Origin of the sequence: Nostoc sp., from assembly GCF_036917815.1 — a bacterium.
Classification (GTDB): domain Bacteria; phylum Cyanobacteriota; class Cyanobacteriia; order Cyanobacteriales; family Nostocaceae; genus Nostoc.
In genome coordinates this window covers 25,983-47,728 of sequence record NZ_JBALEK010000079.1, presented here as the reverse complement: position 1 = coordinate 47,728, position 21,746 = coordinate 25,983, and the positions used below count along the sequence as shown (strand labels likewise).

Here is a 21,746-nt window from a genome sequence, read left to right as displayed (position 1 = left end):
TTTTAAGGGGAGCCACTGCGCCCTTGCGGTGACCCGACTTGTTCGCGTAGCGTCTCCCCCTGGGAGAAGCACGTGGCGTGGATTTAGGGGGATCTAGAACGTTTTGATACCGACAAGATGACTTTTCAAACAACCTCTAAGACCAGTGCGCTAAAGCGCAACTACAAACCTTAGTGCTACGAATTACGAATTATTTTAGTAAGGCCATTTCCAGTTGACGATTTCTGGCTGATCAATACCGTGCTTGTGAGCATAATTCCGGTTGTTAATAATTTCGTTCTTCATCCGCTCTCTAACATAGACGGCAGCAGAACCCAACTTCGGAACCCGATCAATCACGTCAATCACTAGATTGAACCGATCAACTTGGTTGTTGATGGCTAACTCAAGTGGTGTGTTAATGCTGCCCTTTTCCTTGTAGCCGCGCACATGAATATTTTCATGATTAGTGCGACGGTAAGCAAGTTTGTGAATCAGCCAAGGATAGCCGTGGAAGTTGAAAATTACAGGCTTATCTGTGGTAAAAAGACTATCGAAATCCCAGTCTGAGAGTCCATGTGGATGTTCTGTATCTGGTTGCAATTTGTACAAGTCAACAACATTAATAAACCGCACCTTGAGATCGGGGAACTCATTTCTTAAGATGGCAGTTGCAGCCAAAGCTTCCATAGTCACAACATCTCCGCAAGATGCCATGACGACATCAGGAAGATCGGGTTCTTGCCCATGATGGTCATTGCTTGCCCAGTCCCAAATACCGATGCCTTTGGTGCAATGTGCGATCGCTTCTTCTATGCTGAGAAACTGGAGGTGTTTTTGCTTATCTGCAACGATGACGTTGACGTAGTTGGTGCTACGTAGGCAATGATCGGCTACAGAAAGTAGACAGTTAGCGTCGGGAGGTAGATAAATCCGGGTAACTTCAGCACTCTTATTAGTAACCAAATCTATGAATCCTGGATCTTGGTGGCTAAAACCGTTGTTGTCTTGTCGCCAAACAGTAGAGGATAGTAAGATATTCTCAGAAGAAACCGGCGATCGCCAAGCAACTTCATTTTTGCTGATTTCTAGCCATTTAGCGTGCTGGTTAAACATAGAGTCAACAACGTGAGCAAAAGCTTCATAACTATGGAAGAAACCATGCCGCCCAGATAAGAGATAGCCTTCCAGCCAGCCGAACAGGTTATGTTCACTGAGCATTTCCATCACTCGCCCGTCGGTAGATAGCTCACTGCCATCTGCATCTTCAGGGAGCATATCTGCCAACCAGACTTTCTCGCTGACTTCGTAGATAGCACTGAGTCGATTGGAGGCGGTTTCATCTGGCCCAAATACGCGGAAATTATTCATGTTATTACGCATGATATCTCGGAGGAAGTTCCCTAGAGGCTTAGTGTTTTCCACCTCAACTGCGCCGGGTTTGATTACCTCAACTGCATTGTTACGGAAGTCGGGCATACGCAATTCTTTACGCAGAATTCCACCATTAGCAACGGGATTGGCACTGATGCGGCGATTACCAATGGGAGCCAGCTTTTTGAGTTCGGGAATTAGACTGCCATGCTCATTAAATAATTCCTCTGGCTGGTAACTTTTCATCCAGTGTTCTAGAATCTTCAGATGGGCAGGATTAGTAGCTACATCTGTAATTGGTACTTGGTGCGATCGCCAAAATCCCTCTAATTTATGACCGTCTATTTCTGCCGGCGCAGTCCATCCTTTAGGGGTTCGCAGGACAATCATCGGCCAACGAGGGCGTTTGGCAACACCCGAAGTCCTGGCTTCGGTTTGGATTTTCTTGATTTCCAAAATAACTGTTTCCAGAGTTGCTGCCATCAGTTGATGCACTTGCGCTGGCTCATACCCTTCCACAAAGTAAGGTGTGTAACCGTAGCCCTTAAATAAGTCCTCTAGTTCCTCATGGCTGATGCGGGCTAGGATGGTGGGGTTAGCAATCTTGTAGCCATTCAAATGCAAGATTGGTAAAACTGCACCATCCCGAATGGGGTTGATAAATTTATTGGAATGCCAAGCTGTTGCTAGAGGCCCAGTTTCTGCTTCCCCGTCACCAACAACTGCTGTCACAATCAAATCCGGGTTATCGAAAGCAGCACCGTAAGCGTGGGAGAGGCTGTAACCTAACTCGCCGCCTTCGTGAATCGAGCCAGGAGTTTCAGGTGTGCAATGGCTACCAATTCCACCAGGAAAGGAGAACTGTTTGAAAAACTTCAGCATCCCTTCCTCGTCTTGGCTCTTATCAGGATAAACCTCAGAATAGGTTCCTTCTAAGTATGTCGGCCCAAGGATGCCCGGAGCGCCATGACCAGGGCCTGCGATGTAAATCACGTCCAAATCATATTTCTTGATTAAACGGTTGAGATGGACGTAGATAAAGCTCAAACCGGGACTTGTACCCCAGTGTCCTAACAGGCGATTCTTGATGTGTTCTGGCTTCAGGGGTTCTTTTAGCAGTGGATTGTCCTGCAAGTATATCATTCCTAGAGCTAAATAGTTGCATGCACGCCAGTAAGCATTTATCTGACGCAGTTCTTCAGTACTAAGTGTGGCAGATTTGTCTTGTTTTAAATCTGAAGACTTGGGTTTAGAAGGAGAAATAGTCATAGATTTTGAATCCTACTAATCTATTTTTAGTTAAAGAATCTTTGAACACACGATGTCTGATGACAAACTGCTCAACATCTACGTAGTTTTAAAACCCGATGTTTTAAGACTAGATATGAATATCAAAGAAGTGATGTAGTACAGTGCATCTACCATTGGGTACTACATTGATCAATCTCAAAATCGTTAAGCGGATATCAATCGATAACTACGGTTTTACTTGCGGTTCACTTACACAACCAGCTACTTCCAATACAGTTTGCATAAGGTTAGCAATTAACAAGACTATAGGAATCCGATTTGATCTCTGAAAAAATCTAAGTATCTGTAGGGTGTGTTATGGCGTAGCCTAACGCACCTAAATCGTTAACTACGTGTATTTCAGAAATAAAATATAAGTCCTATATGAAATAATTGAGTCAAAAAATCGATCTTTCCCCATTACAAAAATCTCGATTTTTAGGTAATCCAATTGTATTGCCTGCACTTCACTATTCACTAAGTAAGTGGGTGTAAATAATTAAAGGTTTGTAGTAAGGGCTTCAGCCCTTACTACAAGCTAATTTAATTAATTTTACATTACGATTTATTGTTGCCCACTCACTATCTTGTTTAAAATTCCCTTGTATCCTGATTAAAAGGGTGGAATGTGCAGTACATTCAGTATAACTAGTTATATTGTGATATATCTTCTAACTTAAACATCCAACTAAAGGTAGATAAAATACATTTTAAAATTTAAATAAATTGCGCTCTGAAATTAGTGTTATATCTAAAAAATAGATGGCTATAAATATTTTGATTTAAATTATAAGGAATGGTATAAACTTAGTTGAACGTTAACCAATTTATTAACCTACTTATGATTTTCTGTATCTATTCTTACCAAAATGCTTCCTAGTATTTTGCCAGGTCAACCTTTTCCAATTGGCGCTACATTTACCCCTAATGGTGTCAATTTTTCGGTATTCTCTAAAAGCTGCACTGGACTGGAATTATTGCTCTTTGATGAGCCAAATTCACCCCAACCCAGCCGTGTAATTAAGCTACACAAAAAGCATAACAAAACCTTCTACTATTGGCATATCTTGGTATCAGATATTGCTGCTGGGCAGGTTTATGCTTATCGGGCGGATGGACTTTATGCACCAGATCAAGGACTAAGGTTTGATAGTAGTAAGGTATTACTTGATCCCTATGCGCGAGCGGTAGTAGGTTGGGATAATTATAGTCGTGAAGCTGCTAGCTGTTTTGGTAAGGATAATTGCGCCCAAGCACTACGGGCTGTAGTAGCAGATGATCCCAGAACCTACGACTGGGAGGGGGATCTTCCCCTACGGATTCCTTATGCAACAACAGTCATTTATGAACTGCACATAGATGGTTTTACTCGTCATCCATCTTCTGGTGTGTCTCCCGAAAAACGCGGTAAGTATGCAGGACTGATTGAGAAAATTCCTTATTTGCAGGAATTAGGAATAACCGCAGTTGAATTGCTACCAATTCATCAGTTTGATCCAAATGATGCACGTCCTAGTCACAAGAACTACTGGGGCTACAGTACGATCAGCTTCTTTGCACCCCACAGCCATTATAGTTCCCGTAGCGATCGCTTAGATCCCATAAATGAATTTCGTGATTTGGTCAAAGCCCTTCACCGCGCCGGGATTGAGGTAATTTTAGATGTTGTTTTTAATCACACGGCTGAAGGTAATCACGATGGGCCAACATTGTCATTTAAGGGATTAGACAACCAAGCTTACTACCTTCTGGAACCTAACCAAGCTGAATACAGTAATTACAGTGGTTGCGGTAATACTTTGAAAGCGAATCATCCGATGGTTACGCGGATGATTTTAGATAGTTTGTATTACTGGGTGGCGGAAATGCATGTAGACGGTTTCCGTTTTGATTTAGCATCTGTCCTATCTCGGAGCAAATTAGGTCAGCCCTTTGCCGATTCGCCTGTTCTCTGGGCGATAGAAACAGATCCAGTTTTGGCAGGAACAAAGGTAATTGCGGAAGCCTGGGATGCCTCTGGACTATATCAGGTAGGAAAGTTTGTCGAAGGGAGCGATCGCTTTGCAGAATGGAATGGCCCCTACCGTGACGATGTGCGCTGTTTTGTGAAAAGCGATCGCGGTATAGTCAGCCGATTAGCTGCTCGCGTTATGGGTAGCCCAGATATCTACTCACGACCAGACTACGAACCTAATCATAGTATTAACTTTATTACCTGTCACGATGGTTTCACCTTAAATGATTTAGTTTCTTACAACTACAAGTACAACGAAGCCAATGGGGAAAATAACAGTGACGGCACAAACGATAACAATAGTTGGAATTGTGGCTTAGAGGGGGTTACGGACGATGCAGAAATCGAAATACTGCGCTTGCGACAAATCAAAAACTTCTTCACCATCCTTTTATGTTCCCAAGGAACGCCGATGTTGCTCATGGGAGATGAAATTAGGCGATCGCAAAAGGGGAATAACAATGGTTACTGCCAAGATAATGAACTGAGTTGGTTTGACTGGAGCAGTATCGAAAAACACAAGGATTTATTGCGATTTGTCCGAGGACTAATTCAGTTTATCCAATCCTTAAGAATCTTTCGGCAAGAAAAAGTTCTCAGTCTTACCGATGGCTCTCATCGGCCAAACATCGTCTGGCATGGCACGAAACTAGAGCAGCCTGATTGGGGGAATGATTCTCGCAGTCTGGCATTCACCCTGCGTCACCCAAAATTTAATGAGCATCTATATATTATCCTCAATGCTTATTGGCAGCCGTTGACATTTGAACTACCACTTTTGAGTAGTGGAGAGGGCTGGCACCGAATTGTAGATACTGCTTTGCCATCTCCTCAAGATTTCTCCGATTTGAAAACTGCGCCCTTAATTACATCTCAAGAATATCTTGCTGGGGGGCGATCAGTTGTCGTGCTGATAGCACGTTAGCGTACCACCCCCGTTTAGAAAATGGGCATTTCCTGATAGCAGTAACTACAGCGCCAGTAAAGTTTTCCCAAACGCACATGACGGAGTAAAACGTCTGAACAGTTAGGGCAAAAATGCTTACTCATCATCGATTGAATGATTGTTGTAGATATACTCAATTTGCGAGGACTCGTTAATAAAGCTTTATTAAGCATATATTTCACTAAACTTTGTCAATTTGTTGATAAAGATTAGTATGACACTCTCATGTTAGAAATCATGTTTAACCGAGCGTTTGATTGGTGTATAAATTGTACAAGTTTTACTAAGATATTTAATTCTTAACCTTTATTTAATGGCATAATTTAGGCAGAGAAAAATTATTCTGAAACATTTTATCTAGTAGGATGTTTTACTCATAGTAAACGGCAGAGTTCAGTATATACTTGGCGCTAACATCAAAGCCAATATTGACCCTAGCGCAAAATATATACTGTTGCCCAATAGCATGAAGTTATTAAATCAGACTAGGGAGCAGAACTGACCCAACAAGAGACAGAGTTAGGATCTGGCGACTTAGCCAATCAGCGTTTTCGCGCAGGATATGCAGAATACTACCGTGAACAACTGTTTCTATTTGGATCTGCTCTTGCACAGGTAAAGAGTAGCGGCCTTTGGGGGTGCTGGATAATTCCTGTACCCCTTCGACTACATAGCGGTTAGGGACATGACTTAGAATATGGGCAATTAACTTTTGGCGCAATTCATAAATCGAAAAAGCTAATTGATAAGGATATTCAGGGTACTCATCTAAGACATTTTCAATTTCTTGAATGACTATTGGCAATGTTAAATTAATCAACGTATGCGACATTAGTATTGTTTGATAAGATGTTTACTTTCGAGCCTAGATTCATTTGGTTAACTGAGCAGTCTGTTCTCAAAAATATTTCCAAATATTTCTAATTGCTCTTCTTGTGACAAGTGTAACAACCAGACGTTTGAAATCAAGTATTTGCAAGAGTTTGATGGATGGTTGAATTGTATAAGTTGATTAACGCTCTTCTATGACTCTGGAGAGAGATTAACAATTCAAAATTCAAAATTAAAGACATTTCAGACGAACGTGAGTGCGTCTCGTAGAGAAGACTGCGACCCCCTCACCGCCTGCGCGGACTAACGTCAAAATAGGGTTTCAAATTTAATCTGACGAGAGTAATAAAAGAGCGTTAACGATGCATAAAAAACCTAGTCCAGATTATTTTTGCAATATAACTTTCTTTGAGAATTAACTAACAAATGGTATAGTAGTCTTTGAAGTCTATTGCAGTTGGCATCACTGAACTCTCAATTCCGGGTTATTTTGCGGTGGGTATTAAGAGGGAAGAGGGAACTCTTAACAGGGAATCCCCATAATTAAAATTAGGGGATTTGAATAATGACGCATTGAAACATCGTGGCTTACGCCATCTTGTAACAAAAAATCTTTATCTCTTTTCATAAATAAATTTACTTGCTCTAAACCCTATATTCGGGGCTAATTCTTTTTTCTGTTCCCTGTTCCCTCTTAAGAGTTCCCGCCCCGAAGGGGCTTGGTAAGCCCGGATTTATCACAATTTTTCATTCTCAATCCTCACTTAATGAACAGTAATCAGAGCAATCAAGTGCTTGTTCTGTGAGGACAATAGAAGGGTGTACTGTGCAGTATAAATAATGGTTATTTGTAAAGAAGCGACAGCTCCGACAGGGAAGTTGATGGAAGCAGTTGAGCGTTGTAATTTTTGCTATTGCAACTTTCCAAATATCTAGCAATTTCCAAATTAAAATTGCCAAAAATATCATCGAGCAGAAGGGGATAAAAAACAATGCTTCATCAAGCATAATGGCTCCTTTCGGTTTGATCAAATCTGGTTTTATCACAGTCGCGTTGACAATAATCAACTTGGCTTTACTTGAAGGAACCAGATTTAAATTCTTTTTATCCAAAATATAAAATTTGATAAGTTTATCAGTAGACATATTGTTTACGTTCAGAGAAACTAGAGTTTTGTGAACAATACAGAGTTGGTGAGTTATTCAAGATAAGCTGAGAACAGCATTGAAAGTGCGAAACTCCCGATAAAAGTCAAGGTAGATAAGTTTGTATCTTGAGTTTGATGGGCTTCAGGAAGAATTTCTTCAACGATCGCCACCATCAAAGTACCTGTTGTAAATGCCAGTACAATTAACTTGGGCAGATCAGATTGTCCGCGCAATCCCCAATAGCCCAGTGTCGCGCCCAGCCAAACAGGAATCAGAAATGCCGCAAGTAACCAAAATCGCTGTGTTCGCGGCATATTTTGACTCTTAAACTCTGCGTTGGTGACAAATCCTTCGGGAATGTGAGCCACAACTCTTCCCGATGCCAGCACTACCCCTAGATGAGGCGCGATCGTTAAACTAGTGCCAATCATTAAGCCATCACCAAATAAGTCGATAGCAATGCTCAGAAAGATCACCCAACCAACACTATTACGATCAACGCCACGCAGTCGATTTTTGCTTAAGTTGAGAAGCTGATTAATCCAGACAAAAAAAGCTCCACCTAAAAACAATGCTAAAATAGCTGCCCAAACAGGTTTAGCGATCGCAACTCTCGGTATCAGTTCGGTAGATGCGATCGCCAACAACACGCCAGCAGCAGCGTGCAGTGCAAGTCCTAATGTTTGTTTTGATGATGGTAAGGCTTCAGCAATCATTGCTCCCATGAAGTTACTGACAACGGGCAAAGCTGATAGTGTTAGAGCAAATAGAAATTCCTGCATAAATCAGGCTCCGCTAGTCATAACAGATTTTTTGATGTTTAATCGTTCTACCGATAGATTGCACCTAGCCCTGGCGATTAGAAATCGCGGCTATACAAACCAAGTCCGCCTACGCGGACTAACTCAAAATTAAGGATTTGAAACCCGCGTAGGCGGGTTTTGCCTGTGTAGCCGCGACTTCCAGTCGCCCGGTGCAAGATATAAATCTACCGATAGATTGCATCATCAATTGTGGCTCGGAAAAATTCGCCCTCTGACTCAAACCGCTCAGTGCCAAAGTACCATCCAATTCGTAGACGAGTCGGAATAGTGTAGCTAGAGAATGTGCGTTCTTCCTCCATAATTCCACCGAAGTCCATATAATGAAACTCAGAGCCATCAAGGTTATTCCAGCGCGGCAGCTTGAAAGTCTTGAGCCGACCCGTTTGATCGATGGTAAGGGACTTCCAAAGAAAAAAATATTCCAAAACTGACGCAAAAACCTCTGTATTTCTCCTCTCTCTGTGTTCTCTGCGCCTCTGTGGTTCGTTTATTTGCATAATTTATTTCTTGGAAATCCCTAAAATCTAGTTCGGCTCTCTCACCTTGCACTACAAAACTGGAATGTAAATGTGATGAATCCATTGTTGTCCATGACACACCATCACCACACAACGCAGATGGCAAGCACACTGACTCAGACTGAAGACGACCAACAGCAGACCGTGTAATATCGGAACCCGAAGCTATCATCACCGGGAAAATTCCTAAAAGTTTCCATTGCATTGCACCTATACCGTCTATAATTCGATCCGATCCCACAATTGGTAAACCATTCATCCATGCCGTAGCACTCCAAATCAGTCCATGCTCCCAGCAAATGACCTGCTCTGCTTTGAATGGAATCCAATTCTTCAATTTGATTTCGCCGTGCATCTGCAATCGAACCGCAGATGCGATCGCAGTTCCAGGAGCGATCGCGTGTTTGAGATATTGTCTTGCTGCTTCTGGTAGGTGAGAGAGTTTATCTGAGTGGAATACACGATCCTTAGATATCGCCGAATTCCATAGCGTATTGAGAGACATCTGTTTAGTCATCATTGCCGCCAGTATTTTTAATTCAGAATTTGATAGATTGTGATGATAAAAATGATTGCAAAAATAGATGTATAAATCGACTTAGTATATTTGGCTAACCAACTTGGAAGATAAATATCAAAATTGTCCTTTTGGGAATTTGAATATTTTCGGGCAAGCAGATTTAATGGGCAGTGTAATTTAAACGTTAGTAAGGTTAGCCCTTCTAGAAATACCAATCCATAACCAATCCAGAGCCAGGAATCGAGTTTATTTGCGTAGCTTGCCAACCTAGGCATCGCGGCATAAAGCATATAGAAAATCACAAAGTTGAAGAATACCCATATCAACGTGTGAATAATTTTAATCAGCGTCAATTTGGTTTCATTTTCCATATTGGTTTTAGTGTGACGGATGGTTGTTCTATTTCCTGAATGAATTGATTGAATACGATATAAAACGTAACAGTAAATTTTGTAAAGAATGCCAAAAATTGATCGTAGGTATAATAACAGAGATAGCCAGAAACGATCGCTAAACCTGTGTAATTCATTTTGAGCCTGATTCGTTATAATATTGACGATAAACTTTGCTAAAGAGGGCAAATGTATGACTAGCCGCGAGCAGCTTATCTAAGAAATTGCAGAGCTTCCAGATGAGTTAGTCAAAGTAATGTTAGATTTTTTACATCGGGTTCAAACAACGCGTAGTCATCATCCTCTAGCGAAATTTGCTGGTATTTTGAGTGATGATGAGGCGGCTAATTTACAGGAAGCAATTCAAGCTGATTGGTAATGATGGCTATTATGTTTTGCGATCGCCTTTTCCCATCATCTGAGCGCGATGTCTACGACGGGCTACGCCTACGCCTAAATCTACAAATATCCCAAATAGCGATCCAATACGGTTCGGTTAAGCAAGAGACGCGATAAATCGCGTCTTTGTGATCTAGGGCGTATCACCAAAAAACCTTATCCGAACAGTATTGAACAACGATCGCCTAAATCCAGAATATTCCAAACAGCGATCCAATACGGTTCGGTGAAGGCAAGAGACGGCGATAAATCGCGTCTTTGTGATCTAGGGCGTATCACCAAAAAACCTTATCCGAACAGCAATCGCCTAAATCCGCAATATCCCAAACAGCAAACTGACAGATCGCCAAAAAATGATGATCTAGCATTTTCCCTAATCAGTTAAGATAATCTTCATCAATCTTCTTTCCTTTTACCCTTCTCCTTGGAATTATGACGCAGGAAGAGTTATTGCAACTGATAGATCGCGCCGTGGCTGAGGGTTGGCGAGAGTTAGACTTGTCGGGGCAAGAGTTGACTGAGTTACCTGTGGAAATTGGTAAGTTGCAGCAGCTTGAGTCTTTGATTTTGGGAAAGAAGGTTAAAGGTCATGAACCAGTAGGAAACCGCCTTCTCGAAAAGGTTTCAGGCAACAATTTAAAAACGCTTCCTCTGGAACTATTGGGTTTGCCTAATTTGCGTAAGTTGGATATTAGTGGCAATCCTTTAGAGAGCATTCCCGATGTGGTAACGCAAATACTACATTTAGAGGAACTTATCTTAATTCGAGTAGAGCTAACTGAAATACCTGATGCGATCGCTAAATTAACCAATCTGACGCAGCTTGACCTCAGATCCAACCAAATAACCCAGATTCCAGAGGCGATCGCTAAATTAACCAATCTGACGCAGCTTGACCTCAGTTACAACCGAATAACCCAGATTCCAGAGGCGATCGCTAAATTAACCAATCTGACAGAGCTTGACCTCAGTTACAACCAAATAACCCAGATTTCAGAGGCGATCGCTAAATTGACCAATCTGACAGAGCTTGACCTCAGATCCAACAAAATAACCCAGATTCCAGAGGCGATCGCTAAATTAACCAATCTGACGCAGCTTGACCTCAGATCCAACAAAATAACCCAGATTCCAGAGGCGATCGCTAAATTAACCAATCTGACGCAGCTTATCCTCAGTCGCAACCAAATAACCCAGATTCCAGAGGCGATCGCTAAATTAACCAATCTGACGCAGCTTATCCTCAGTCGCAACCAAATAACCCAGATTCCAGAGGCAATCGCTAAATTAACCAATCTGACGCAGCTTATCCTCAGTGACAACAAAATAACCCAGATTCCAGAGGCGATCGCTAAATTAATCAATCTGACAGAGCTTGACCTCAGTTACAACCAAATAACTCAGATTCCAGAGGCGATCGCTAAATTAACCAATCTGACAGAGCTTGACCTCAGTTACAACCAAATAACCCAGATTCCAGAGGCGATCGCTAAATTAACCAATCTGACGCAGCTTCACCTCAGTTACAACCAAATAACCCAGATTCCAGAGGCGATCGCTAAATTAACCAATCTGACGCAGCTTCACCTCAGTTACAACCAAATAACCCAGATTCCAGAGGCGATCGCTAAATTAACCAATCTGACGCAGCTTATCCTCAGTCACAACCAAATAACCCAGATTCCAGAGGCGATCACTAAATTAACCAATCTGACAGAGCTTCACCTCAGTTACAACCGAATTACGCAGATTCCAGAGGCGATTGCTAAATTAACCAATCTGACGCAGCTTGTCCTTGATAACTATTTAATTACCAATATTCCATTAGAAATTCTTAATTCAAGAAATGTAAAAAAGATTTTGAATTACTTGAGGCAAATTAGCACAAGTAAAACTCGACCATTACACGAAGCCAAACTATTGCTCATCGGACAAGGTAGCGTCGGCAAAACATCGCTCATCGAGCGACTAATCCGCGATAAATATGATAAAAATCAACCCCAAACCGACGGACTCAATGTAGAAACTTGGAACGTGCAGGTCAATAGTAAAGACATCCGCCTCAATGTTTGGGACTTTGGCGGGCAGGAAATTTATCATGCTACCCATCAGTTTTTTCTGACTAAGCGCAGCCTCTATCTCCTAGTCTGTAATTGTCGCACCAGCGAAGAAGAAAACCGCATCGAATATTGGCTGAAACTAATCGAAAGCTTCGGCGGACAGTCCCCTGTGATTATCGTTGGCAACAAAAAAGACGAACAACCCCTCGACATCAACCGCAAGGCATTACGCGAAAAATATCCCAACATCCAAGCCATTATCGAAACCTCCTGCCAAGACAACATCGGCATTGATGAACTTCGCACCGCCATTTTGAAGCAAATCGGCAATCTGAAAGAAGTCTACGACCTTTTACCCCTCTCATGGTTCGAGGTTAAACAACAACTCGAAGCCATGACTGAAGACTTCATCACCTACAACCGCTACATCGGCATCTGCTACGACAACAAAATCCCTGAAGAACAAAACCATGACCAACTGATCGACTTGCTGCATCGACTTGGCTTAGTTCTCAACTTCCGCGATCATCCCATCCTCAAAGATATCAACGTCCTCAAACCCAACTGGGTTACAGAAGGCATTTACACCCTCCTAAGCGATGAAAACCTCAAAACTAAAACCAAAGGCATTTTCACCCCCGCCGATCTCATCCGCATCCTCAATCCAGAGCGCTACCCTACCAAGCGTCATGGCTATCTGATTGAACTGATGAAAGAATTTGAGCTTGGCTTTGAATTAGCTTGTTACCCACCACAATTCCTAATTGCGGGACTTCTCCAAAAAGACCAACCAGACAAAACAGAACTCCAAGGCGAAACCCTGGAATTTCAATACCATTACAAAGTTCTCCCCGAAAGCATCATTTCCCGCTTCATCGTCAACACCCACGAAAAAATCCATAACCAAATCTATTGGCGCAGTGGCGTAATGCTGCAATATCAAGAAAACAACGAAATCTACAACATCGCTCGGATCAAAGCCGATCCCGAAGACAAAAAAATCTTCATCACCATTAGCAAACGCCAAGAAACCCGCCGCTTATTTCTCGGCATCCTCCGCGATGTCTTCCAAAAAATCCACAAAAGTCTCCCCAATCTCGAAATCACCGAATGGGTTCCCGTTCCCGGCCATCCCAATCATCCACCCCTCGACTACCAAGAACTCCTCGGACTCGAATCAATGGGTGAAAGCATAATAACCATCGGCAAACTAAAATTAAAACTCGATTTACGTCAACTTTTAGATGGGTATGAATCAGTAGAATCGCGTCGAAAATCACAAAAAGCAGATAATGATTTAGATGATAGGACTGCTTATGAAGATATGCGAGATATTGCTAAACTAGCTGTCAGCAGAGAAATTAAAATTAATAATAATAATAAAGCCGAGGCAAATGCTATGTCAGAAAATCCTCAATTCACAAACAACCTTCAAGGCGCAAACATCGCCAACCTTGCCAACCAAGTCAAAGACAACGCCAGTCAACAAGCCTCTAACTTCAACCAAACAAGCGGCGCAAGCGTAGCAGAACTAATGCAACTGATCGGCAACTTACGCCAAACTGCTGCCCAATTTCCACCAGAAACACACGACAAGATTATTAGGGATATTGGTGATGTAGAAGTAGAAATTCAAAAGCCAGGAAAAGAACGCAATTTACCCGAACTCAAAAAGCGTCTAGTAGCTTTACTAACTGCTGCTACTGTAGTCGCTGCCCCGATTGCAAGCATGACAGGCTTTACAAAGGATGTTATGGAAATAGGAAGCAAATTAGGCATAGAACTAAAGCTTCCCCCTGTTAAATAGACTTTTCTAACTCTAGGGGCGATCGCATGGCTGGAAATGATACCCACCTTTGACTTGATGAAAATTGAACTGGGAGTATCTCAATGAGTGCAAATATACCTGGCGATTAGAAATCGCGGCTACACAAACCAAGTTCGCCTACGCGGACTCAAAGAATTTGAAACCCAGGTCGGTGGGTTTTGTCTGTATAGCCGCGAATTCCATTCGCCAGGGCAAGCGTGTTTTTACACTCATTAAGATGCTCCCATTGAACTAGCGATCGCAAAGCAAAATAATTACCAAATAATTGTTACTAACTTTGCAGTACTTTTTATTTTGATAGATTCATGTCTAACTCAGAGCCTCGTCAGCATCGCCATGAAACTCAGCATCTTTGAAATCAGACTCAGTGGATTGCTGAGAACCTGAAAACATACCAAAAGACATAAGTTGACTATCTAAACTGACTGATTTAGAACTTAAAAAAGTTACAAAAACTTGGCTTTCAGTAATGTTTTGTGGGACTTCAGCTAATTCGATTTTGCCGTTCCTGTATGTTCCTTGAATTGTTTGTAACATAATGGGTTGCATTGAGGAACTTGAGCGATCGCTATAGCGGTTCCCATTCAGATGCAGTACAACGTTACATCACGAGGTGTAGGGGCACGGCAATGCCGTGCCCCTACGGGTGTACCTCACGTAAACGATAACTGCTATAATAAATAACGTTACTAGAACATTTTAGCTAAAATTTATTTGGCAGACTCAAAACCTTCTGTATGCTGTAAAATTAGTTGTGAATGACGCGATCGCATAGGTTGAAATCATACCCGCCTTTGACTTGATGAAAATTGAACTAGCGATCGCTATTCATCAATCAATATTTAAACCTAACCTACAGCAAACTCAGTATCAGAGCGCACCCTAACAGGTTGAAAACCCAAAACTATATCTTCATGGGGTACACCTAATTTTAATAACTCATAGGCGATACCATCTTCCGTACCATCATATTGAATCCAAATCTTGCCATTTTTAATATCCAAATGTAGCAAACATCCATAATCCCTGATATCATTCTGCTTCCAACCCACATACACCAACTGATAGCGATGCCTGCGGCGGGGCAAAGCCCAACGCGCTCCCTATCAAAAATAGGTTGAGCCTCAACATTTTTTGCCGATTTCATCGAGCGATCGGCTTTTGCTTGGATTAGTTGTTGAATATATTGCCTGTAAAGAGCTACTTTATCCATTGCTCAATCGTCTCCTTTTCTAAGTCATAAACTAAAAGCTTAATTCGACTGCGTTGTACCACACTATTAATAAAAGCTAAGTTCAAAAAGGTTTGATAAACAAAACGAGGTACTGCTAAATATAAAATTCGCTCTGGATCTTCATCTTCTAAAGCATAGCGATAATCTAAAAACTGTCCATGCGCTAAATGAAAATCAGAAATCCTTGAGGGACTAATAAAACTTTTCACCTCAACCGCAATTTTATCATTTCCCCTTTCGGCACCAATAATCTGTTCCGCCCCAATGACTAGATACATTTCAACTCCACCTATACGCAATTCGTATGGATCGTGAGTTATTTGCCATCCGTCTTTTTCAAGAGCGCATTTAACTTGCTCGTGATACAAATCTTTTGCCATATTATTGGCAAGTCCTTTATACCACTATTCATCATCAACTTGATCCTTATACTACACCACCCACTCTCGCTCAAGTGGTCAATTGGATTGCTCGACTTGGTGGGTTTTTAATAGTAGACATCATCTAAAAATTCCAACTTATCTGATTATCTGATTCACAACAGATGCACTCTGAATACGCCATTTAGCTCGTTCTCTAATCAAGTCATACCGAACTCGTAAATTATCACTAGAAGACTTTTTAAACTGACCATTTTCATATAACTCCGTCGCTTCCTTCACCGTAGCTACCACTGTGGCACGATCTGGAAATAAATCAACTTTCTCTACAGATTCCACCTTCATGCTATGGTCGTACTTACGGTAGCGGTTGTCTGATCTATCCTGTTGAGCAATCAGCCGCCATTGAGATAAAGCTGAACCAGTTAAAATATTATCTAAATTATTAATCTCATGATTCGGCCCTAAAGCTTCGGCTTTGGTAGATAACCAAGTCCCAATGACTTCCTTAGCTGTTGCATCTGTTAAAGGCCCATCTGGTGATTCTGGTTTACTATTTGGATCAGGAATAGATATTGGTGGTTCATTTATTTGTATAAACAACTGTGAACCACGCACAGATGACGTCGGAAAAAACAGATTTTTTAACCATCCAAAAGTTGTTGTGGCTAATACCCAGAAAACTAATATACTCACCAAAGAAATAAACACTCTCCATACCAGTCGTGTTTTCCCTTCTATGGTGTTAGCAAAAGTTCGCCGCCGCCGGGGACGACGAGCATGAGTACGATTATCTGGCACACGCTCTCGGATAGCAGATGGAGTCGTTTTTCTCCGCCGACGCTTTTGATTATGCTCTGGTGCAGCAGTCTTACTTGAACCATTCAAATGCTGATTAGTGCCTCTGCTCATCCGTTCAGCAGCAGGAATCTCTGATTTTACACTCCCAGATGAATTCCATAGAGGTGGTGAGAAGTTTGAATATTCGGATGTTTCTTTGGTTGGTGTTTCTGGTAAATCTAAATCAGGTATTCTGCTGTGATTAAATTTCCCGGAATTCCTTGTTGAATTGTTGGGGAAAGGGGCATTATTTGTCTGGTGCTGGGGAAAATATTGGGGGTTAATTACAGCCCATTCATTAGTTGTTTCTGCATCCGTTGGCAGTGCTTCTAAATAAGCTTGTACCTGTTGGTTGGCAAAGTAATCTTTTAGGAAAGCTTGCTGGTTTGCTAAATCTCGAAAATGTGGAAACACTTCGTGTTGCAACCACTGCTCGGCATATAGACACAGCCCCGGTAACAAATCTGGAGAGTCTTGAGATTTTTCCCGAATAAAAGCTAAAGCTTCGTACTCTTGACTAAGTTCTAAAACACGAGTTGCTTCTTCAGTTTGCCCTAAGAGTAATGCACATAGCGACTGTTCTAAATGTACATCTTGGCGCTTGCCCAGACGCATGAGCATTTGCCTTGCTTGACGAATTAAAGCAGGTTGGCGTTGAGCAAATCCCCGCGCTATCAAGGCATAAACAGCTAAGTAAGTGGCAACAGCAGAAGAACGTTTGCTTTGGGCTTCAAATAATTTGTGCTGTTCTGCGACTGTTAAGTGGGTGCGTAACTGCTGGATAAATCGCAGAAAGTCATCTATATTTAAACCAGAGTCATCATTGCTCGTGCCATCAATGCCGCCACGATCTTCTAAGAGGTTTTGCAATAACTCCAAGCCTTGGCTTCGTTCAGCAGTCTTTTCTTGAGGTAATGCCAGCAATTCCAAAATGCGATATGGTCGTAATTTGTAAAGATCCGCCTGAATTTCCGCCTGAACGCTGGCAAATAACCCTTCACGTACTAGCAATTCTTGGCCGGTTTCTAGGGATATGGCGGCATTTTCATAGTGACCTTGCTGCCACTGTTCACGACCTAATTCTAGACAAGCCAGGGCAACAGTGAGAACAACATTTGGATGTTCAGCACTTTCGGGTATTTCTTCGCCTACTAAATTATTGCTTTTTCTTGCACTTGTAGCACCATTTTTATTTACCAGGTACGGACGACCTAGTTTCAGTACAAGTTCGTATTCCCCCAACTCTTGCAAAATTAATAAAGCGCCAATTAATTCGTCTTGGGTAATTTCGATACCCAGACTTTGGGTGTTAATAACCCTTTTGGTGCTTTCTGTAGGATTTTCCTGTGCTACTGCGGCAGCAGCAAGGTTATCAGGGTCATAGGCGTGGGCAAGATAAAGCTGATCGTAGGTACTGCGTTGTTTTGGATCTGATAAAACCACGTAAGCTTCTTCTATGAGTTGTTTACGAGAAGAAATTGCAGCCTGAGAATACTCACGTCGTGGCAATTGTACAATGCGATCGCTGTATGCCTGACGCAATTGTTCTTCACTTGCCGCCAACGGTAGTCCTAAAATTCGGTAGTAATCTAGCGGAATTCGCACAGCCTACTTCCCCTGCACCGTGATCAACATAATTCACCTAGAGCGTTCCAGGTCTGTAAAACCGTGCCATGTTAATAATAACGTGTGGAATTTACTCTACAAGTGTATATTGCAACAACTTGTTTTATACCTTCCCCAAATTTTGAGTCACATTTTAGTACTAATCTTTTGCTTTCGCCTAGAAAGCCTCAATTGTTTGTCTTAATTCTTAGTATTTTTGTTTAACACCACTAATTATCAGCCTTCGATACCACAAACCACAACTACCGCTTTTAATCACGGCATAAATGTTGTGGTTGAAAGAATCTATTGATGATTGATTTTTTGGGACTTTCCCAGTAGGCGGTAACAAAAATACCACTATTGGGGATTTAGACCCTGATAACACGAGAAAAAAATCATATCATAATTAACCTTTAATTACAATTACCTATTTGGGTATAAAGACTTTTGCTTCCTTTTTTTGAAATTGTTAATGGATATGCAGAAAGCAGTCTATGTTGATTGCTACTCTATGAAGGGGAATAGTGAGAGAGAAAAACCGAAAGCGGCAGATATTGCCGTTAGAGTCAAATCCTCATCGGGCATGGGCTGAAAAGTTAAAAATCAAAAATTAAAAATTCAGCTATTCCCTAAGACCCTTTTTTGGTGCATAAATAAAGTTTGATTGTTGAGTCTTACAAACGCTAGCCTGTTAAAAGCTGAGGTGTTATTAGACCAACTTATTTAAGACCGTAAGCTTAAGTTGTACAACAGGGATACTCAAAAATAATGGTTCAAGAGCGTACTTTACCCACATTTAATCCTGCTACTACGCATATTACTAAAGAAGAAGGGTTACGGTTGTATGAGGACATGGTATTAGGGCGCTTGTTTGAAGACAAGTGCGCTGAAATGTACTACAGGGGCAAGATGTTTGGTTTTGTCCATTTGTACAACGGTCAAGAAGCCGTTTGTAGTGGTGTTGTCCAGTCAATGCGACCGGGTGAAGATTACGTTTGTAGTACTTACCGCGACCACGTTCATGCTCTGAGTGCGGGTGTACCAGCAAGAGAGGTAATGGCAGAATTATTTGGCAAAGCCACAGGTTGCAGCAAAGGGCGCGGTGGTTCCATGCATATTTTTTCTGCCGAACATCGTATGCTGGGTGGCTACGCTTTTGTGGCTGAGGGAATTCCTGTAGCAGCTGGAGCGGCTTTTCAAAGCAAATACCGCCGCGAAGTGCTGGGAGATAAAAATGCTGACCAAGTGACAGCTTGCTTTTTTGGCGATGGTGCAGCTAATAACGGTCAGTTTTTTGAGACACTAAATATGGCAGCTTTATGGAAACTGCCAATTTTGTTTGTGGTCGAAAATAATAAGTGGGCTATTGGTATGTCTCACGAGCGAGCGACTTCCCAGCCAGAAATTTATAAAAAAGCCAGTGTATTTAACATGGTGGGCGTGGAAGTAGATGGTATGGATGTACTAGCAGTGCGAGCCGTGGCTCAAGAAGCTGTAGCCCGTGCCCGTGCAGGTGAAGGACCGACATTAATTGAGGCACTTACCTACCGCTTCCGGGGTCACTCTTTGGCTGACCCAGATGAAATGCGAAGCAAAGCTGAGAAAGAATTTTGGTTCGCCCGTGACCCAATTAAGAAGTTGGCAGCTTATTTGCTGGAGCAAAATCTGGCGGATGAGGGAGAAATCAAAGCCATTGACCGTAAAATTCAGGATGTAATCGACGAGGCAGTTAAGTTCGCCGAAAGCAGCCCCGAACCAGACCCCAGCGAATTATATCGTTTCGTTTTTGCAGAAGACGAGTAACAAAGTTAGGAGTTAGGAGTTAGGAGTTAACAATTCATAACTCCTAACTCACAACTCCTAACTCCTAACTATTCCTATACCCAGGACTAAAATTTGTGTTTACCATTGCAGTTCAACAGCAACAATACAAAACCTACATCCTTTCAGATGAAACCACTGCTTCTCAATTGGAAGTGGTACCCGAACGCGGTGGGATCATCACCCGTTGGCGCATTCAAGGGCAAGAAATTTTCTACCTGGATACTGAACGCTTTACTCATCCTGAGTTGAGTGTCAGAGGTGGGAATCCAATTTTGTTTCCTATTTGTGGCAATCTACCAGATAATACTTACACTCATAACGGGCAAAAATATACTCTCAAACAACACGGTTTTGCCCGTGAATTACCGTGGTCAGCAACAGAACAAAAAACGGAAGATAAGGCTAGTCTCACTGTTGTTCTTAATAGCAATGAGCAAACTAAGGCTGTTTATCCTTTTGATTTTCAACTGGCTTTCACCTACGAACTTCAAGGTAATACCCTAGAAGTGCGTCAGGAGTATAAAAACTTGTCATCCACACCAATGCCCTTTTCGGCTGGTTTCCATCCCTACTTTTTGTGTGGTGATAAAACTCGGCTAAAGGTTGAAATTCCTTCTAAGCAGTATCAAGACAATCAAACTAAAGAAATTCACTCTTTTGACGGCAATTTTGACTTTAGCCGTGATGAAATTGATTTTGCCTTTGGACAGCTAACTAGTCAATCGGCCACTGCCATAGATCACAGTCGGAAATTAAAACTCACCTTGGATTATGATGATTTCTCTACCTGGCTGGTATTTTGGACGGTCAAAGGCAAAGAATTTTACTGTCTAGAACCGTGGAGTGCCACCCGTAACTCTCTCAATACTGGTGATAACCTGACCGTGTTAGCGCCAGGAGCTAGCCACACAGCATTTTTCAGGTTGACTGCTAATTTTTTCTAAATACCTTTACAAATCTACAGATGTTTATGCTATGATTGCAAAGTTGCGAAATGCAGCGAAAGGGTCGCTAACTCAACGGTAGAGTACTCGGCTTTTAACCGATTAGTTCCGGGTTCGAATCCCGGGCGACCCATATTTAAGGAAAAAAATACTTGCTAAGTCTTTGAGGATAAAGGTTCAGGCGGGTTTTATAACATTTACTAACCTGCTCCCCCAGTCTTCTGGGGTGGAAATCGTGGTAAGAACACCTTAGCTCGAACTTCTTCGGGGCGATCGATCGCTATTATCACCCACTTTATTCAAGTAATATACACTCACCAATTCCTGTCCTGGTTCAAGGTCAACACCACCTGGAAATTTGTGATAGGTAATGTTGGGTTTCGTTCCTCAACCCAACCTACGAATCGAGGCTAAGGAACTTCCCAATACGGTTCGGTTAAGGTTTTTTCATAAAAATTCTAGGTCACAAAGACGCGATAAATCGCCGTCTCTACAATAATCAATCCTTGGTAGAGACGGCGATTTATCGCGTCTTATCTTAATCAAATAATTAATTGAGTCGAACAACTGTTCGGTTTTGCAACCTACCAAGCTATCCGACTCGGTTTTATATTCGGAGGTTGTCGCCTTCCTCGCTGGTTCAGGTCTGGACTCCCTGATGTACGCTCGATAAATTCCCACTTATCAACTCTGACTTTGAGGAGTATAGCGGTTCTCGTTTACGTGAGGTACACCCGTAGGGGCACGGCACTGCCGTGCCCCTACACCTTGTGATGTAATGTTGTACCGCAT

The 21,746-nt window shown here is 42.0% G+C and carries 17 protein-coding genes, 1 tRNA gene and 1 pseudogene; 7 read left to right on the top strand and 12 right to left on the bottom strand.

The genetic code is table 11. From position 1 onward, the window contains the following. Positions 1 to 195 precede the first annotated feature (195 nt). Positions 196 to 2,622 (bottom strand): phosphoketolase family protein, encoded by a 2,427-nt coding sequence (locus tag V7K97_RS23945; RefSeq protein ID WP_334803478.1) that lies wholly within the window; start codon positions 2,620 to 2,622, stop codon positions 196 to 198. Positions 2,623 to 3,512: 890 nt separating this feature from the next. Here V7K97_RS23945 and glgX point away from each other — a divergent pair. Next, positions 3,513 to 5,582, top strand: coding sequence for a glycogen debranching protein GlgX (gene glgX / locus V7K97_RS23940; protein ID WP_334803477.1), 2,070 nt, complete (start codon positions 3,513 to 3,515; stop codon positions 5,580 to 5,582). 496 nt (positions 5,583 to 6,078) lie between these two features. Here glgX and V7K97_RS23935 read toward each other — a convergent pair whose 3' ends face one another. From V7K97_RS23935 to V7K97_RS23910, 6 genes are all read right to left on the bottom strand, one after another. Further along, positions 6,079 to 6,435 (bottom strand): hypothetical protein, encoded by a 357-nt coding sequence (locus V7K97_RS23935; RefSeq protein ID WP_334803476.1) that lies wholly within the window; start codon positions 6,433 to 6,435, stop codon positions 6,079 to 6,081. A 752-nt stretch (positions 6,436 to 7,187) separates the two neighbouring features. After that, positions 7,188 to 7,580 (bottom strand): hypothetical protein, encoded by a 393-nt coding sequence (locus V7K97_RS23930; protein ID WP_334803475.1) that lies wholly within the window; start codon positions 7,578 to 7,580, stop codon positions 7,188 to 7,190. Between the two features lie 53 nt (positions 7,581 to 7,633). Then, positions 7,634 to 8,365: a ZIP family metal transporter gene (locus V7K97_RS23925; RefSeq protein WP_334803474.1), complete on the bottom strand. Its 732-nt coding sequence runs from the start codon at positions 8,363 to 8,365 to the stop codon at positions 7,634 to 7,636. 206 nt (positions 8,366 to 8,571) lie between these two features. Beyond that, positions 8,572 to 8,832, bottom strand: a complete 261-nt coding sequence (locus V7K97_RS23920; protein ID WP_334803473.1) for a DUF6920 family protein — start codon at positions 8,830 to 8,832, stop codon at positions 8,572 to 8,574. Next, positions 8,750 to 9,445: a DUF6920 family protein gene (locus V7K97_RS23915; RefSeq protein ID WP_334803472.1), complete on the bottom strand. Its 696-nt coding sequence runs from the start codon at positions 9,443 to 9,445 to the stop codon at positions 8,750 to 8,752. The genes V7K97_RS23920 and V7K97_RS23915 overlap by 83 nt, the downstream gene beginning before the upstream one ends. A 349-nt stretch (positions 9,446 to 9,794) precedes the next feature. Further along, entirely contained in the window at positions 9,795 to 9,974 is a 180-nt protein-coding gene (locus V7K97_RS23910) for a hypothetical protein (protein WP_334803471.1), read from the bottom strand. Between the two features lie 119 nt (positions 9,975 to 10,093). Between V7K97_RS23910 and V7K97_RS23905 the strand changes: the two genes are divergently transcribed. From V7K97_RS23905 to V7K97_RS23895, 3 genes are all read left to right on the top strand, one after another. Then, positions 10,094 to 10,216 carry a hypothetical protein gene (locus V7K97_RS23905; protein WP_334803470.1) on the top strand — a complete coding sequence of 41 codons (123 nt, stop codon included), beginning with the start codon at positions 10,094 to 10,096 and terminating at the stop codon, positions 10,214 to 10,216. Beyond that, on the top strand, positions 10,216 to 10,353 hold the full coding sequence (locus V7K97_RS23900) for a hypothetical protein (RefSeq protein WP_334803469.1): 138 nt from the start codon (positions 10,216 to 10,218) through the stop codon (positions 10,351 to 10,353). Before V7K97_RS23905 ends, V7K97_RS23900 begins: the two co-directional genes overlap by 1 nt. A 315-nt stretch (positions 10,354 to 10,668) precedes the next feature. After that, positions 10,669 to 14,103 carry a leucine-rich repeat domain-containing protein gene (locus tag V7K97_RS23895; RefSeq protein WP_334803468.1) on the top strand — a complete coding sequence of 1,145 codons (3,435 nt, stop codon included), beginning with the start codon at positions 10,669 to 10,671 and terminating at the stop codon, positions 14,101 to 14,103. 330 nt (positions 14,104 to 14,433) lie between these two features. Here V7K97_RS23895 and V7K97_RS23890 read toward each other — a convergent pair whose 3' ends face one another. The 4 genes from V7K97_RS23890 to V7K97_RS23875 form a co-directional block, all read right to left on the bottom strand. Next, the gene (locus tag V7K97_RS23890) at positions 14,434 to 14,661 is read right to left on the bottom strand and encodes a hypothetical protein (protein WP_334803467.1); all 228 of its coding nucleotides are present in this window, start codon (positions 14,659 to 14,661) and stop codon (positions 14,434 to 14,436) included. A gap of 311 nt (positions 14,662 to 14,972) precedes the next feature. Then, positions 14,973 to 15,212: a XisI protein gene (locus V7K97_RS23885; RefSeq protein WP_442936837.1), complete on the bottom strand. Its 240-nt coding sequence runs from the start codon at positions 15,210 to 15,212 to the stop codon at positions 14,973 to 14,975. A 112-nt stretch (positions 15,213 to 15,324) separates the two neighbouring features. After that, positions 15,325 to 15,738, bottom strand: a complete 414-nt coding sequence (locus V7K97_RS23880; protein ID WP_334803466.1) for a XisH family protein — start codon at positions 15,736 to 15,738, stop codon at positions 15,325 to 15,327. Positions 15,739 to 15,876: 138 nt separating this feature from the next. Then, positions 15,877 to 18,183 (bottom strand): IMS domain-containing protein, encoded by a 2,307-nt coding sequence (locus V7K97_RS23875; RefSeq protein WP_334803465.1) that lies wholly within the window; start codon positions 18,181 to 18,183, stop codon positions 15,877 to 15,879. A gap of 771 nt (positions 18,184 to 18,954) precedes the next feature. Between V7K97_RS23875 and pdhA the strand changes: the two genes are divergently transcribed. The 3 genes from pdhA (at position 18,955) to V7K97_RS23860 (ending at position 21,087) form a co-directional block, all read left to right on the top strand. Further along, a complete protein-coding gene (gene pdhA / locus V7K97_RS23870) occupies positions 18,955 to 19,989 on the top strand; it encodes a pyruvate dehydrogenase (acetyl-transferring) E1 component subunit alpha (RefSeq protein ID WP_334803464.1) in 1,035 nt (344 codons plus the stop codon). A gap of 95 nt (positions 19,990 to 20,084) precedes the next feature. Beyond that, on the top strand, positions 20,085 to 20,954 hold the full coding sequence (locus V7K97_RS23865) for an aldose epimerase family protein (RefSeq protein ID WP_334803463.1): 870 nt from the start codon (positions 20,085 to 20,087) through the stop codon (positions 20,952 to 20,954). 61 nt (positions 20,955 to 21,015) lie between these two features. Continuing rightward, positions 21,016 to 21,087 (top strand) — tRNA-Lys (locus V7K97_RS23860). 91 nt (positions 21,088 to 21,178) lie between these two features. Here V7K97_RS23860 and V7K97_RS23855 read toward each other — a convergent pair. Next, positions 21,179 to 21,305: pseudogene (locus V7K97_RS23855) on the bottom strand (NAD(P)H-quinone oxidoreductase subunit J); the annotation flags it as partial. Positions 21,306 to 21,746 lie beyond the last annotated feature (441 nt).

Coding starts and splice junctions, on each gene's coding strand:
- V7K97_RS23945 (WP_334803478.1), bottom strand. CDS start 2,622: ATGACTATTTCTCCTTCTAAACCCAAGTCTTCAGATTTAAAACAAGAC.
- glgX (WP_334803477.1), top strand. CDS start 3,513: ATGCTTCCTAGTATTTTGCCAGGTCAACCTTTTCCAATTGGCGCTACA.
- V7K97_RS23935 (WP_334803476.1), bottom strand. CDS start 6,435: ATGTCGCATACGTTGATTAATTTAACATTGCCAATAGTCATTCAAGAA.
- V7K97_RS23930 (WP_334803475.1), bottom strand. CDS start 7,580: ATGTCTACTGATAAACTTATCAAATTTTATATTTTGGATAAAAAGAAT.
- V7K97_RS23925 (WP_334803474.1), bottom strand. CDS start 8,365: ATGCAGGAATTTCTATTTGCTCTAACACTATCAGCTTTGCCCGTTGTC.
- V7K97_RS23915 (WP_334803472.1), bottom strand. CDS start 9,445: ATGATGACTAAACAGATGTCTCTCAATACGCTATGGAATTCGGCGATA.
- V7K97_RS23910 (WP_334803471.1), bottom strand. CDS start 9,974: ATGAATTACACAGGTTTAGCGATCGTTTCTGGCTATCTCTGTTATTAT.
- V7K97_RS23905 (WP_334803470.1), top strand. CDS start 10,094: ATGTTAGATTTTTTACATCGGGTTCAAACAACGCGTAGTCATCATCCT.
- V7K97_RS23900 (WP_334803469.1), top strand. CDS start 10,216: ATGATGGCTATTATGTTTTGCGATCGCCTTTTCCCATCATCTGAGCGC.
- V7K97_RS23895 (WP_334803468.1), top strand. CDS start 10,669: ATGACGCAGGAAGAGTTATTGCAACTGATAGATCGCGCCGTGGCTGAG.
- V7K97_RS23890 (WP_334803467.1), bottom strand. CDS start 14,661: ATGTTACAAACAATTCAAGGAACATACAGGAACGGCAAAATCGAATTA.
- V7K97_RS23880 (WP_334803466.1), bottom strand. CDS start 15,738: ATGGCAAAAGATTTGTATCACGAGCAAGTTAAATGCGCTCTTGAAAAA.
- pdhA (WP_334803464.1), top strand. CDS start 18,955: ATGGTTCAAGAGCGTACTTTACCCACATTTAATCCTGCTACTACGCAT.